General features: G+C 69.1%; 13 protein-coding genes and 1 pseudogene. 10 read left to right on the top strand and 4 right to left on the bottom strand.

From position 1 onward, the window contains the following. Nucleotides 1-79 precede the first annotated feature (79 nt). Together BLT45_RS17600 and BLT45_RS17595 are read right to left on the bottom strand one after the other, a co-directional pair. A complete protein-coding gene (locus tag BLT45_RS17600; RefSeq protein WP_093304039.1) occupies nt 80-1114 on the bottom strand; it encodes a FecR family protein in 1035 nt (344 codons plus the stop codon). Continuing rightward, the gene (locus BLT45_RS17595; RefSeq protein ID WP_093304035.1) at nt 1092-1688 is read right to left on the bottom strand and encodes an RNA polymerase sigma factor; all 597 of its coding nucleotides are present in this window, start codon (nt 1686-1688) and stop codon (nt 1092-1094) included. Before BLT45_RS17595 ends, BLT45_RS17600 begins: the two co-directional genes overlap by 23 nt. Before the next feature lie 129 nt (nt 1689-1817). Here BLT45_RS17595 and BLT45_RS18585 point away from each other — a divergent pair. The 10 genes and pseudogenes from BLT45_RS18585 to BLT45_RS17550 form a co-directional block, all read left to right on the top strand. Further along, nucleotides 1818-2576 (top strand): annotated as a pseudogene (locus BLT45_RS18585) (cyanophycinase); the annotation flags it as partial. A 201-nt stretch (nt 2577-2777) separates the two neighbouring features. Continuing rightward, entirely contained in the window at nt 2778-3758 is a 981-nt protein-coding gene (locus BLT45_RS18580; RefSeq protein ID WP_254771955.1) for an isoaspartyl peptidase/L-asparaginase family protein, read from the top strand. A gap of 12 nt (nt 3759-3770) precedes the next feature. Continuing rightward, on the top strand, nt 3771-4550 hold the full coding sequence (locus BLT45_RS17585; RefSeq protein WP_139188053.1) for an energy transducer TonB: 780 nt from the start codon (nt 3771-3773) through the stop codon (nt 4548-4550). A gap of 263 nt (nt 4551-4813) precedes the next feature. Continuing rightward, complete coding sequence (locus BLT45_RS17580) at nt 4814-6550, top strand: prealbumin-like fold domain-containing protein (protein WP_093304025.1); 1737 nt, start codon at nt 4814-4816, stop codon at nt 6548-6550. Between the two features lie 89 nt (nt 6551-6639). Beyond that, nucleotides 6640-8739, top strand: coding sequence for an NHL repeat-containing protein (locus BLT45_RS17575; protein WP_093304022.1), 2100 nt, complete (start codon nt 6640-6642; stop codon nt 8737-8739). Nucleotides 8740-8850: 111 nt separating this feature from the next. Beyond that, the gene (locus BLT45_RS17570; RefSeq protein ID WP_093304018.1) at nt 8851-9276 is read left to right on the top strand and encodes a YciI family protein; all 426 of its coding nucleotides are present in this window, start codon (nt 8851-8853) and stop codon (nt 9274-9276) included. An 8-nt stretch (nt 9277-9284) separates the two neighbouring features. Beyond that, nucleotides 9285-9692 carry a VOC family protein gene (locus BLT45_RS17565; protein ID WP_093304014.1) on the top strand — a complete coding sequence of 136 codons (408 nt, stop codon included), beginning with the start codon at nt 9285-9287 and terminating at the stop codon, nt 9690-9692. 229 nt (nt 9693-9921) lie between these two features. Then, on the top strand, nt 9922-10443 hold the full coding sequence (locus tag BLT45_RS17560; protein ID WP_093304354.1) for a hypothetical protein: 522 nt from the start codon (nt 9922-9924) through the stop codon (nt 10441-10443). Between the two features lie 26 nt (nt 10444-10469). After that, a complete protein-coding gene (locus tag BLT45_RS17555) occupies nt 10470-11813 on the top strand; it encodes a phospholipase effector Tle1 domain-containing protein (protein WP_093304011.1) in 1344 nt (447 codons plus the stop codon). A gap of 92 nt (nt 11814-11905) precedes the next feature. Beyond that, nucleotides 11906-13819, top strand: coding sequence for an alpha/beta hydrolase family protein (locus BLT45_RS17550; RefSeq protein WP_343123881.1), 1914 nt, complete (start codon nt 11906-11908; stop codon nt 13817-13819). A 7-nt stretch (nt 13820-13826) separates the two neighbouring features. On the opposite strand, the gene BLT45_RS17545 is transcribed toward BLT45_RS17550, so the two are convergent. Next, on the bottom strand, nt 13827-14201 hold the full coding sequence (locus BLT45_RS17545; protein ID WP_093304003.1) for a YciI family protein: 375 nt from the start codon (nt 14199-14201) through the stop codon (nt 13827-13829). A 79-nt stretch (nt 14202-14280) separates the two neighbouring features. After that, entirely contained in the window at nt 14281-14529 is a 249-nt protein-coding gene (locus BLT45_RS17540; RefSeq protein WP_093304000.1) for a DUF3297 family protein, read from the bottom strand. Nucleotides 14530-14541 lie beyond the last annotated feature (12 nt).

Raw genomic sequence — 14541 nt, 5'->3', positions numbered from 1 at the left:
GCTCGGGATGGCACCTTCTGACATCAGGACGAACGAACCGGACAAATCCCCCCATGACTTTCGTCAGCCGGGCGGCGGTCTAGCGCGCATGCAGCACGATGCGGTCCTCGTGCCGCTCGGCGCGCACCGGGAACCCCTGTTCCAGCAGGCGCACGAAGCCATCGGCATTGGACCAGCGGAAGTTGCCGCCCACCCGCAGGTCGGCCACCGAGGCATCCCCCAGCTCCAGCTTGCGCGTGTTGAAGCGGTTGAACTCGGCGGCCGCGTCGGCCAGCGAGGTGTCATCGAAGGTCAGGAAGCCGTCGCGCCACTCCAGGTAGCGTTCGGCGTCGGCCACCGGGACCGAGCGCACCAGCACGCCGTTGCGTCCGGCGGTGGCCACGCTGCCGGCCGGCAGCAAGGCGACGGGTTGGGCGCGGCCATCGGCGGCCAGGCCGCTGTCCAGGCGCACCTTGCCTTCGGTCACCACCACACGCACGTCGTCGGGGTTGCGGCGCACCGAGAAACGCGTACCCACGGCGGCGACGCGCCGGCCCTGCGCTTCCACGACGAACGGGCGGCGGGTGTCGTGGGCCACGTCGAAGAACGCTTCGCCGCGCGCCAGCGCGAGACGGCGCTCGCTGCGGCTGATCTGCACATCCAGCTGACTGTCGCTGCTGAGCGTGGCGGTGGAGCCGTCCGGCAGCGTCACCGTCTGCACCTGGCCGACCGCGCTCACGTAGTGCGCTTCCTGACGCCCGGTCAGCTGCCAGCCGCCCCAGGCGGCGGAGCCCACGGCGACCGCCGCCAACGTGGCGGCGATGCCGTGCCGCCAGCGGCCGGGGCGTGCGACCACGCCGCGTGGCGCGAAACGGAGATCGCGCAGGTCGGGCCGTGCGGGTGCATCGGTCAGCGCACGCGGTGGTGGGCCCCCGGCCGGCAGGCCCGCAGCGAAGGCCTGCAGGCGACCGGCTTCGGACCACGCGGATTCAAGCCGAAGGAAGGCGACCTTGTGGCGCGCGGATGCCGACAGCCACGCCTCCAGCGCCTGCTGGTCGTGCGGGGCCCAGTCTCCTGCGTCGCGGCGGACCAGCCAGTCGGCCGCCTGTTGTTCAATCTGCCTGCTGTCGGTCATGTCCGTCGTCCTCGTCCATGACGAGGCGGGCATTCCTGCGCCCGCCCGGCGCGTACGCGTCGTCGCCGCCGTAAAGATGGTCGGCGATCAGGCGCATCCCCTTGGCCAGATGTTTTTCCACGGTCTTCTCGCTGATGCCCAGGCGCGCGGCGACCGCCTTCTGCGGCAACTCCTCCACGCGCCGCAGCCACACCACTTCGCGGCAGCGGTCGGGGAGTCGGTCCAGGGCCTCCACCACGCGCTTGAGCGCCTGGCGGGTCCCGGTCCAGCGCTCGGGCGACACCTCGTCGATCAGGTAGACGTTCGAGGACTCGAAATCACCCACCGACTCGATCGACACCACCCGGCTGCGCCGCAGGCGGTCGGTCATCAGGTGGCGCGCGGTGGTGAACAGGAAGGCCTTGGGGGCGTCCGGACGTACCCGGCCGGCCGCTTCGTAGACGCGTGCGTAGACCTCCTGGCGCAGGTCGTGCCACTCGTCGCGGTGCGGCCAGTGGCGTTGCAGGAACAGCGCCAGCGCCCGTTCGTGGACGAGCACCTCGCGGACGAACCACGCGTCGAATTCGGTGGGCATGCCCGCACTCTAGCCCATGCGCCCACCCGAGCGCGCGGAGTCCGGCATGGGGGAAGCGCGCCGCCGCTTCGTCTCCACAAGTCACCGGTGCGTGGCATCCTGCCGCGACCTCGACGTGGAGTGAATGGCATGGTGTCTGTCCTTGGTGCAGTGCGGCGCGGCGCGCTCGGCATGCTGGTGCTCGCGCTGGCGCTGCCGGCGTTCGCGGCCAAGCCCGCCCACTACGTGCTGGGCGATGTCTCGGCGAAGACGCCGGGCAAGGTCGAGCCGGGCCTGCTGCTGATGGGCGGCGGCGACCGCAACTTCGACGCCATGCACTGGTTCATGAAGAAGGCCGGCAACGGCCACATCGTCGTGCTGCGCGCGTCGCAGGCCGGCGAGATCGGCGAGGAGTTCTTCAACGAGGTCGGCGGCATCGCCTCGGTCGAAACCTATGTCTTCAGCGACCGCGAAAGCGCGAGCGACCCCGCCGTGCTGCGCAGCCTCAAGCGCGCCGACGGCATCTTCCTCGCCGGAGGCGACCAGTCGCGCTACGTGCGCTACTGGCGCGGCACGCCGGTGGGCGCGGCGCTGGACGCGCACGTACGCGCCGGCAAACCGCTGGGCGGCACCAGCGCCGGCCTGGCGATGCAGGGGGAGTATCTCTACGGCGCGATGGACGGCGGCAGCCAGATCAGCCCGCGCGCGCTGGCCGATCCGCTCGGCCCGGACAACACCATCGAGACCGGCTTCCTGCAGCTGGCATTGCTGAAGGGCGTGCTTACCGACACGCATTTCAGCGAACGCAACCGCCTGGGCCGCCTGATCGCCTTCGTGGCGAAGGCCGAGTCGATGGCGGGCCGGCCGATCCTGGGCCTGGGCGTGGACGAGGATGCGGCGGTCGCCGTCGAAGGCGATGGCAGCGCGCGCGTCTACGCCACCGCGCCGGGTGCCGGTGCGAGCGTGGTGAAGGGCGGCTTCGCGCAGAAACAGGTCGAAGACGAGGCGATGAACCTGGACCGCGTCGACACCGTGATCGCGGGCGTCAACTCCGTGCTGCACCTGCCGAGCGGCCGCGTCGAGAAGCCCGCCGCCGAGCGTCGTTACGCCGTGCGCAACGGCGTGCTGGTGGCGGTGGACGCGCCGGTGCTGGTGATCCATGGCGGCGCGGGCGTCGAACGTGCCGGTATGACGCCGGCCGACGAAGCCGCCGCGCGCACCGCGCTGGAAGCCGCACTCCGCGCCGGCCATGCGCAGTTGAAGGCGGGCAAGCCGGCACTGGATGCCGTGACCGCCGCCATCACCGTGCTGGAGGACGCCCCGCAGTTCAACGCGGGCCGCGGCGCGGTGTTCACCCACGACGGCAAGAACGAACTGGATTCCTCGATCATGGACGGCGCCACCGGCAAGGCCGGTGCGGTCGCCGGCGTGCACCGGGTCAAGAATCCGATCACCCTGGCGCGCACGGTGATGGACAAGTCGCGCCACGTGATGATGGTGGGCGGTGGTGCCGAAGCGTTCGCGAAGGAGCAGGGCATCACCCTGGTCGATCCGTCGTACTTCCGCACCGAGAAGCGCTGGCAGCAGTTGCAGAATGCCTTGAAGGAAGAGAAACAGGCGCAGGCGAGCAACACCCCGCTGGAACTTCCGGGCAAGGCCTACTTCGGCACGGTCGGCGCGCTGGCGTTGGACGCGAAGGGCCTGCTGGCCGCGGGGACGTCCACCGGCGGCATGACCAACAAGCGCTACGGCCGCGTGGGCGATTCGCCCATCATCGGCGCCGGCACGTGGGCTGACGACCGCTGCGCGGTATCGGGTACCGGCTGGGGCGAGTACTACATCCGCGCGGCGGCCGCGCACGAGATCTGCGCCCGCGTACGCCTGGCCGGCCAGGGCTTGGTCCGCGCCGCGGACGGGGTGATCAACCGCGACATCCCCAAGGCCGGCGGCGACGGCGGCGCGATCGCGCTCGGCGCCGACGGCAGCATGGCCTTCCCGTTCAATACCGAGGGCATGTACCGCGGCTGGATCGGCGCCGACGGCGTGCCGCACGTGGCGATCTACAAGGAAGACCCGCTGCCCGCGCGCTGAGCGGAAGGCGCTATGCTGCGCCTGTCCCTGGGGAGAGACGTCGCCATGCGCAAGGTGTGGGGAATCGGGCTGCTGCTGGTGGCCTTCAACGCGGCGTCGGCCGAGCCGGCGCCCAAGCCGATCCATTTCCGTGCCCAGGCCCGCGTCGCACTGGATGCGCAGGGCGTGCCGCAGCGCGTGGATGTCGATCCGAAGCTGCCGGCCGTGGTCCGCGCCGCGATCGCGCAGCGCGTGGGGCAGTGGCGTTTCGAGCCGGCCCGTGTCGACGACCAGCCGCGCGCGGGCGTCACCACCGTCTTCATGGACGCGTGCGCCGTACCCTCCGAAAACGGCGACATGCGCCTGGCGGTGGACTACGGCTGGAATGGCCCGGGCTACGCCGAGGGGCGATATTTCCATCCAGCGCCGCGCTATCCCGTCGATGCGGCGAGGCGTGGCGCGGAAGGGGACTTCCGCGTTGTGCTGCAGGTCGGTGCTGATGGCCGCGCCGCCGTCGAGACGATCGAAGCCCGCAAGGGGCAGCTCAGGCTGTTCGAAGACGCCCTGCGCACGTGGGTGTCCGTATTGCGTTATGTCCCCGAAGAAATCGACGGCGCGCCCGTCACCACGCGCATCGCGATTCCGGTCGATTTCTCGATGGGTGGCTTCAACAGCCGGGCGTACGAACGGCAGGAGCGCGAAGCCCGGCAGCGTTCGCCCGAATGCAGGGCGGCGATGGGCGAGGATGCCGACGACGCGCCTCAGCGCCCCGTCGTGCTGGATTCGCCGTTCAGGCCGGTCTCGACCGGGTGAGCCGTCGGGCCGCTTGGCCCGAGGTGCCGGTCAGGGCGCCACGTCCATGAAAGGTGGCCCTACTGTTATGTGACGGACCTCTCACAAACCCCCTCCGTAAGCTAAGATACGGATCACATTAGCGCTGTCGGCGGACCGGGATTCCGGCGCCGGAGACGCTGCAGGGGGTGCATCCACGCGATCCGGGCCTGTCTCCGGGTGGCTGTGGGCGCCAGCCAGGAAGGCACTGTCTTTCCGGAAGGTCGTAGGGGAACCGTTCGTCGATGTCGCGCAATGTCTTGGGTGGTCTGCGCCTGCGGGGCGCTTCGTGTCTCTCTCTTCCCCTGGTCTCGATGCGCCGTGCGGTGTCACCGCCGCGTCGCCGGTTGGCGCGCCTGATCGGACGCGCCGGGCTGTTGCTCGTGGGCGTGTCCGCCGCCGGCTCGGCCCTCGCCCTGCTGACGGGCACCTGGACCGCCAACGGATCCAGCTCCGCCACGACGAACGCCAGTGGCATCACGGTGACGTGGACCGGCAACGCCAACCAGAACTACGCCAACGGCACCTTCAACGCCACCAACAACAGCTGGTGGACCGATCCCTACGGCGGCACCGTCAACAACGGTGCGTCGCTGGTGATGCTGCACGACACCGGTACCCGCACCTACACCGTCACCTTCAGCAAGCCGGTCGACAACCCGGTGCTGCACATCGACCGTCTCGGCGGAGCGATCGACAGCGACCCCAACAGTTCGCGCTGGACGTTGACCGGCTCGGCGTCGCAGGGCGGCACGGTCACCCTGAGCCGCCTGAGCGGCAACGCGCAGTTCGTGGTGCAGCCGGCGCAGAATCGGTTCTTCCGCCAGCTCGGCGCATTCTCCGGTGATGCGGATGCGGAATGCCGCACCGGCAATGCCGCATCGGTCGCGCGCGGCACCGCCTGCGGCTCGGTGCAGTTCAACGGCACCGGCGTCACCAGCCTGAGCTTCAGCATCGATCTGACCGGTCCGACCGGCGGCGACGAGCTGGAGATGCGCTGGAGCTTCGACGGCGCGAAGGTGGTGGTGCGCAAGCAGACGGTCGGGGGTACCGGCACCTTCGGCATCACCGCCAGCGACGCGCTGACGCAGGCGTTCAACCTGACCACCACCGCAGCGAACACGCCGGTGGCGTCGAGTACGTACGCGATCACCAACCATGCGGCGCCGATCACGCTCACCGAAGCGCAGGTGGCCGGCTATGTGCTGACCGGCGCCACCTGCATCGACCAGAGCGGTGCCACCGTGACGGCCACGGTCAACGCCACCGCGCGCCAGGTGGTGATTCCCGCCGCGAACTACCGCGCCAACCAGACGCTGACCTGCACGTTGACCAACACGCGGCAGTCGACGCTGGCGCTCGCCAAGCGTTGGGTGAACGCGGCCATCAACGACACCGCCGCGCTGTCGGCGACCGGGGGCACCAACGCCGCCAGCCTGGCGTCCACGGCCAATACCGCGTCCGAAACCGACACCGGTGCCGCGGTCGCGGTGGCGGCGGGCAACGTCATCACGCTGGCCGAGACGCTGGGTGCCGGCAATGCGCGCACCTACACGGCCAGCGCCTGGAGCTGCACCGGCGGCAACCTCAGCGGCAACACGCTGACGCTGGCCGCGGCGCACACCGGGTTGGACATCGTCTGCACGATCACCAACACGGCGCGATTGACGGACCTGTCGATCAGCAAGACCCCGGATGCGCCGAGCGCGGTGTCCGGCGACCTGCGCACGTTCACCGTGCTGGTGACGAACGCGGGCCCGGAGGCGGCCGATGGCGCCATCGTCACCGACACGCCGGGCGCCGGACTGACATGTCCGCCGGCCGGCACGCCGATCACCTGCACTGCCAACGGCGGCGCACAGTGCCCTGCCGGCGCGCTCGCCGGCCTGGTGGGGGGCGGCGTTTCGATACCCGCGCTGCCCGCGGGGGGCACGGTCACCTTCCTGGTGCCCTGCCGCGTCACCGCCACCGGGCAGCCCTGAGCGGCGTCCCGCCTGTCGCGTCGAGGGATGCTTCCTTTCCCTTCGCGCAATGACTATCGTGCGGCGATCTTCTTCGCCGCACCGGTGCAATGAGCCGTCACGCATGGATGTGGGTCGTCGTGGTGCTGACGACCACGGCGATCGCCGCGACCTTCCTGTTCACGCCGCGGTTTCCGGTGCCCGTGCCCGATGCCGGACCGCCGCTGACGCCGTTCGGTTGGACAGCGGACCGGACGCTGGCGGCGGGTGACGGCGTGCGCGGCATGCGCGACGGCACCGCTGCGCAGGCGCGTTTCGATGATCCGTGGGGCATCGTCGTCATGGAGGACGGCACGCGCTATGTCGCCGATGCGGGCGACACCAACCGCATCCGCCGCATCGCCCCCGACGGCACGGTCAGTACGCTGGCCGGTGGCATCGAAGGGTTCTCGGACGGCACCGGCAGCGCTGCCGCGTTCAACACGCCCTCCGCGCTCGCGCGCGATCTCGACGACAACCTGTACGTGGCCGACACCGGCAACCATGCCATCCGGCGGATCACGCCGCAGGGCGTGGTGACCACCATCGCCGGCACGGGCGAGCCCGGCTACCGCGACGGGCCGGGCGCGCAGGCGCAGTTCAACGGGCCGGTCGGCGTGGCCGTGGACGGACGGGGACGCATCCTCGTCGCCGACACCTACAACGACCGTGTCCGCGTGATCGGTCGCGATGGCCAGGTCACGACGCTGGCCGGCGGCGAAACGCCGGGCTTCCTCGACGGCACCGGCACGCAAGCCCGTTTCGACACGCCGACGGCGGTGGCCGTGGATGCGACCGGCATCGTCTGGGTCGCGGACCTCCGCAACGATGCGATCCGGCGCATCGAGCCGCATGGCGGCGTCAGCACGCTGCCGCTGCGTCCCGACTCGGCCACCACGATGGGGCCGCGCCGCCCGCTCGGCCTCGCGCTCACGCACGACGGCAACCTCTACGTCGGTGAGCTGTACACCGGACGGGTGATGCAGGTGATGCGCGACGGCCGCTGGCATGTGCTGTCGGGCCACCTGCCCGGTCAGCGTCTGTCGCGTCCGGCGGGACTGGCGGTGGATGCGGCCGGTCGCGTGCATTTCACCGATGCGGGCAGCCATCGCGTGCACCGGCTTGCGCCGTTGGCCGCAGGCGCAGCGCCGACCGCATCGCCAGTGGGACCTTCGCCGGCCGATCCATTGCCCGACACGGCCGGCCGGTGGCCCCTCGCCCCGCAGGACGGCTGGCACGAGGTGGTCGGCACGCTGGGCGAAGTGCGTGGCGACTACGAGGGCGAGAGTCGCCATCACTTGCACGGCGGCCTGGATATCCGCGGCGATGTCGGTGCGACGGTGCTGGCGATCGCGCACGGCAAGGTCAGCAGTCCGTCCGCGGCGTGGGGATTCGATGGCCTGGGCGAAGGTCTGGGCGTGGGTGCGTTGGACTACATCCACATGAAGGTGGGGCGCACGCCGCGCGGCGACCTGCTCGACCCGGCGCGCTTCCAGCTGCTGCACGATTCCACCGGCGATCCTGCCCGCATCCGCGTGCGCCGCGGCACCCGCTTCGCGCCGGGCGATGCGCTGGGCACGGTGAACCGGATGGCGCACGTGCACCTCTCGATCGGCCCGTCCGGCTACGAGCGCAACGCCATCGGCCTCGGCTTCACCGGCTTCACCGATGCCTATGCGCCCCGCATCGACCAGGTGGCGCTGTTCGACACGCTGGACCAACCCATCGAGGCGAAGCAGGACGGTCGCATCGTCGTGCCGCGCGGGCTTCAGGGCGTACGCATCGTCGTGGAGGCGTGGGACCAGGTGGATCGCAACCTGCCGCGCCGACGCCTGGGCCTGTATGCGCTCGGTTACCAGCTGCTGCATGACGACGGCACCCCGGTCGCCGGGTACGAAGCGCCGCGCATGAACATCGACTTCCAGCGCCTGCCGTCCGACGACGCGGTGCAGATCGCCTACGCCCCGGGCAGCGGCATCACCGTGCACGGCAGCGCCGTCACCCGGTTCCGCTACAGCGTCACCAACACCGTGCGCGATGGCCTGTGGGGTGAAGGCGCCTGGCAGGCCGACGAGGTGCCGGCCGGTGACTACCTGTTGCGCATCTCCGCGCGCGACCACAGCGGCAACGAGGCGCAGGCCCGGCGCGACCTGAAGCTGCGGCTGCCGTAGCAGCGCGGCCGGCCGGATTTTTCTCCCGGCCCGTGTCGATCGCGGCCACACCCGTTCGTCGCACTGGACAAGAGCGACCGGATGGTCCGGTCCGGAAGACAGGAGAACGCCATGAAAGTGATGGTCATCGTGAAGGCCAGCCCCGAATCCGAAGCCGGCGAGATGCCGAGCACCGAATTGCTGACCGAGATGGGCAAGTTCAACGAAGCGCTGGTCAAGGCCGGCATCATGCTGGCCGGCGAGGGCCTGCACCCCACGTCGCGCGGCGCGCGCGTGCGTTTCGACGGCCGCCAGCGCACCGTCGTCGACGGACCGTTCGGCGAAACGAAGGAGCTCATCGCCGGCTTCTGGCTGTGGCAGGTCCGCTCGCTGGACGAGGCCATCGAGTGGATCAAGCGCGCGCCGTTCGATGGCGGCGCCGAGATCGAGCTGCGTCCCGTGTTCGAAGCCGAGGACTTCGGCGACGCGCTGACGCCCGAACTGCGCGAGCAGGAAGCGCGCCTGGCGGCCGATGTGCGCGCCCGTACGCAACCGTGAGGCATGCCATGAGCACCCAGATCTTCGTCAATCTTCCTGTGCGCGACCTCGACAAGGCCAAGGCCTTCTTCAACGCGCTGGGCTATGCGGTGAATCCGCAGTTCACCGATGCCAATGCGGCCTGCCTCGTCATCAGCGACACGATCTACGTGATGCTGCTGGTGGAGCCGTTCTTCCAGGGGTTCACGCGCAAGCCGCTCTGCGACGCGCGCACGCACACCGAAGTGCTGCTCTGCCTGTCGGTCGACAGCCGCAGCAGCGTGGATGCGATGGTCGCCAAGGCGCTGGCGGCGGGCGGTCGCGAGCCGATGGAAGCGAAGGATTACGGCTTCATGTACCAGCGCGGCTTCGAAGATCTCGACGGCCACCTCTGGGAAGTCGTGCACATGGACGAGAGCGGTGCCCCCGCCGAGTGACCCCGGCCGCTGAGGCGTTGATGTAAATGAATGCAGCGCGCGACATTGCTCACATTTGAGCGTCGCGCCTTGCACAGCGCGACGCCGTGCCGTACAGATGGCGCTCGTTCTGGCAGGAGGCCGTGCCGTGATGAGGAGATCGCCAGTCGCGCGTCAGCGCGCGAGAAGTCCGGCGCTACTGTGCATTGTCACGGCTACCATGCTCGGAACGGGCTGCCAGGGGATCGCGATGACGCATCAAGACAGTAACGGCCACGTCGCCGCCACCAGCTCGGCGAGTCGTGAGCCGCTGACGTTCGTGCGGCATAACTTCGGTGCGTTCTGCTATTCGACCTATGGCTGCCGCGTGACCTACAACGGATTCACTCAGGTCTCCGAACCCGACGATGTGCTTCAGCTGTCTTCGGCATCGCTGGGTGAGAAGTACCCGGCGAACCTGGATGCAAGCTATCTCTCGATCGGCAACTTCCCGGAACCCGCAAACGTGGAGTGGAAATCGAAGGATGGCGTGAAGCATTCGGCCTTCGTTGACATCGCAAGCATATTCCGGGACCAGCGGGTCCTTCACCACGTGCCCGAGGGGGGCGTGGAGGGTGACATCGGGGATCCGGGGATCATCCTGGAAGTGAACGACAGGACGATCAACGTCTACATGAAGGCATTCGTGCCCACGCGAGCCGCGCAGGTTCCGGGAAACACGCACAGCCATTTCCGGGATGACCTGATTCTGGCGTGGAGCAGGACCTACTAGCGGGACGTCGCACAAGGAGCGTGAAGATGGGCGGTGGCCGATATCCGGATGGCGTTGCGACGCACCCGGCGACGCAGGAAGATCTGGCGACCTTCGTGCAGGCGCGGGAGCAGATCGCGGCATTCGACGCTCCCATCCTGGTGGATGGTGGGCGGACTCAGGATCGCCTGTTCATCGCGGCATTCGATGGCACCGGCAACAGCGTGCACAAGGATGCGCCGGAGAACCTCACGAACGTAGCGAGGATCCGCGAGCAGGTCGAGGCGCTCCACAAGCGGGGCGAGGCTTCGCAGATCGCGACGGGGTATGTCGAAGGGCCCGGAACCCAGACGGGTTTGCCCGGTGTCGTGGATGCGATGGGAGGCGGCACCTACGAGGCCAGGATGGAGGAGATGTACCTCCAGTTCACCCACAAGGCCGCCGCATGGCTGAAGGAGAACCCCGGTGCCGATATCCGCATCGCCGCCATCGGTTTCAGTCGTGGCGCGGAGCAGGCGGCCGGCTTCACGCGCCTGGTCGAGGAGCGTGGGATCCAGGATCCCGTGGGCATGCAGGTGGTGCGCGATGCACGCGGGTTCATCGAACGGCTGGAGTTCACGCGCCCACCCCTACGCGAACCCGGCACCGTCATCCAGGCCGTCGGCCTGTTCGATCCGGTGGGGACCGGCGAGCCGCGGAACCATGATCGCCGCCTGCCGCCCTCGGTCGTGTCGGGGTTCCAGATCACCGCCGAGGACGAGCGGCGCAACCTGTTCCAGTCCACCCGCGTCCTCGATCCCGGCGTTACCGACGGTGGCCGCTTCCTCAACGTCACCGTGGCGGGTGCGCACAGCGACATCGGCGGCAGCTATACGCTGGACGGCCTGTCGATCCGCAGCGGCAACCTGATGATCGACTACCTCAACGCGCTGAGCGATCCCCCGTTCCTGCAGAAGCGGGAAGAACCCACCGACCCCGCGCGCAACGTCATCCACCGTTCCGAAGACCACCAGTTCTTCTATCGCACCTCCGTGTACGACAAGGAAGGCATCCGCGGGCGGCAGGAAGAACTCGCGCCATCGAACCTGTGCAGGATCGACTGCCTCGACGCCCAGCCGCGCAATGCGGCGATGGCGGAGGGCTTGCGTTGGCGTCCGGTGGAGATCGGACCGACGCCGGTCGCGGCGTCGCCAGCAAGCATGGTCGAGCCGTTGTTGCAGGCGGCGAAGCAGGGCGATGGCACCGCCATCGACCGGATCGGGCGCGAACACCTGCACAGCGAGCAGGGGCAGGCCTGGCTGCAGGCCGGGCAGCACCGGTTGCGGGAGGCTGAGCCGATCGTGCACGCGCCCGTGGAGCCGCAGCGGGAGCCTGCCGCGCTCGCGCGCTGAGCCGGCTTGTCGCGTCCCGCGCGCGTGCGGTTTAATCCGCGCCGGGGACAACGATGCCACGGGAGGCATCCATGGGGTGGGGAACAAGGAGTGTGGGCATCCTGCTGGGATGCCTGATGGCGCCGTGGGCGCAGGCGCAGGTGGACCTGGAGCCGTTCCTCAAGCAGGACGTGCTGGAGACCCTGAAGATCTCGCCCACGGGCGAGTACTACGCACTGACCGTGCCGATGGAGGACCAGACGATCCTGGCCGTGCAGCGGCGCAGCGACCGCCAGATCACCGCCAAGATCCATGCCGGCCGCGACAGCATCATCGACGATGTGTGGTGGGTGAGCGACGAGCGCGTCGTCGTCTCGGTGGCGAAGAAGTACGGGTCGCGCGACCAGCCTTACGCGACCGGCGAGCTGTACGCCACGAATGTGGACGGCACGGTCCGCCGGCAGATCTTCGGTCGCTACGGCCTGGACGGTACCGAGCTGCAGCCGCGGGCGGCGTACCTCGTCGATCCGATGCCGAACGATCCGCGCAAGGTGCTGATCAGCATGTACGCGTTGGACACCTCGATGCCGAACACCCGGCTGATGAGCCTGGATGCCTACAACGGCAACCTCGATGCGCTGGCTACCGCGCCGGTGCGTCGTGCGGACTTCGTCGTGGATGCGGCCGGCCAGGTGCGCTTCGCACGGGGCGCGGGCGAGGACAACGCCAGCAAGCTGTATCACCGGGCCAACGACGAGACGCCGTGGACGCTGATCAACGACGAGAACACGACGCGCCGCGTCGAGGCGCCGCTGGGTTTCGCCGCCGATGGGCGTACCGCCTACCTGCAGGTCGAGCAGCGCGAAGGGCCGGACGCGATCGTGGCGCTGGATACGGTGACCGGCGAGCGCACGCAACTGCTGCGCGACGCGGTGGTCGATCCCTATCGGATCATCCGGGCACCGGGCGGGCGCACGCCGGTGGGCAGCTTCTTCATGCACGACAAGCTCCGCACGGTGTTCTTCGACAACACGTCGGAGACCGCCCGCCTGTACCGCAAGCTGGAGCGGTCGTTCCCGGGCCATTCGATCCTGATCACCTCCGGCACGCGCGACGGCAAGCTGAAGATCGTCCATATCTGGAACGACACCAGCCCCGGCGATTTCTATCTCTTCAATACGGAGACGAACGCCGCCGACCTGATCTTCAGCCGGCGCAAGTGGCTGGATCCGGCAACCATCGCGCCCAGCGAGTCGGTTTCGTTGAAGGCGCGCGATGGCCTGGCGCTGCACGGCTACCTGACGCGTCCCCGCGGCAGCCAGGGTCCGCTGCCGCTGGTGGTCATGCCGCATGGTGGGCCGATCGGCATCTTCGACCGCTGGGAAATCGATGACGAAGCGCAGATGCTCGCGCGCGCCGGCTATGCCGTGCTGCGCCTGAACTTCCGCGGCTCGGGCAATTACGGGCGTGCGTACATGCAGGCCGGCGCGCGCGAGTGGGGCGGTGCGATGCAGGACGACCTGACCGACGCCACGCGCTGGGCGATCGAGCAGAAGATCGCCGACCCGCAGCGCATCTGCCTGTACGGCGCCAGTTACGGCGGCTATGCCGCGCTGATGGGCGTGGCCAAGGAGCCGGACATGTACCGCTGCGCCGCAGGCTACGTGGGCGTCTACGACCTGGAGCTGATGCACCGGCAGAAGTCGCGCAACGCCAAGTGGCTGGGCAACTACATGAACGACTGGGTGGGCGACGACCGTACCGCCCTGGCCGACATCTCGCCCACCTCGCTCGCGTCCAGGATCCGCGTGCCGGTGTTCCTCGCGGCCGGCGGCAAGGACGAGATCGCGCCGCAGGCGCACACCGAGCGGATGGAGAAGGCGCTGAAGGCGGCGGGCGTGCCGGTGGAGACGCTGTACGTGCGCACCGAAGGCCACGGCTTCTATGCCGAAGCCAATCGGCGTACCTACTACACGCAGCTGCTGGGCTTCCTCTCACGCCATCTCGGTGGCGCGAAGGCGAAGTAGGGCGGGATCAGGCGCCCACGCGCCTGCGGACCGCGTCGAAATCGCGCACCGGCCGTACCTCGATGCTGCCGGTGCCGATCCACGGGAATTCCTGCGCGATCCTGACCGCCTCCTCGAGGCTGTCGGCTTCGATCAGGTTGTAGCCGCCCAGGATTTCCTTGGTCTCGGCGAAAGGGCCGTCGACGACGCTGGTCTTGCCGTCGCGCACGCGCACGGTACGCGCGCTGCTGCCGTGTTCGAGCTGCTGCGATTCGATCAGCGTGCCGCCGGCCTTCAGTTCGTCGGCGTGGGTGATGCAGCCGTGCATCATCCGGTCGAACGCGCCGTCGGGCAGCGCTTCGATCAGGGAATCGTCCGTGTAGACCATCAGCAGGAACTTCATGCGCCCTCCCGGCGTGCGTGGCAGGCCGGGATTGTGCCACGGGTCCGTGGCGGCCGATGTTCCGGCAGCGTGACCGCGGTTACTCGGCCGAAGGCGAGCGGAACCAGGCTTCCACGGTGCCCTTGACCTTCATCGTCATCGGGTTGCCCCGACGGTCCTTCGACTTGCCGACCGGCACGCGCACCCAGCCTTCGCTGATGCAGTATTCCTCGACGTTGTCGCGCTCCACGCCGTTGAAGCGGATGCCCACGCCGCGGTCCATCGCCTCGGCGTTGTGGAACGGGCTGCGCGGATCGGAGGACAGGCGGTCGGGAGGCGTGTCGGACATGGCGGTGCGTCG

It is taken from the genome of Pseudoxanthomonas sp. CF385, from assembly GCF_900104255.1.
Taxonomy (GTDB): Bacteria; Pseudomonadota; Gammaproteobacteria; order Xanthomonadales; family Xanthomonadaceae; genus Pseudoxanthomonas_A.
This window is presented reverse-complemented; position numbering and strand designations above follow the sequence as displayed.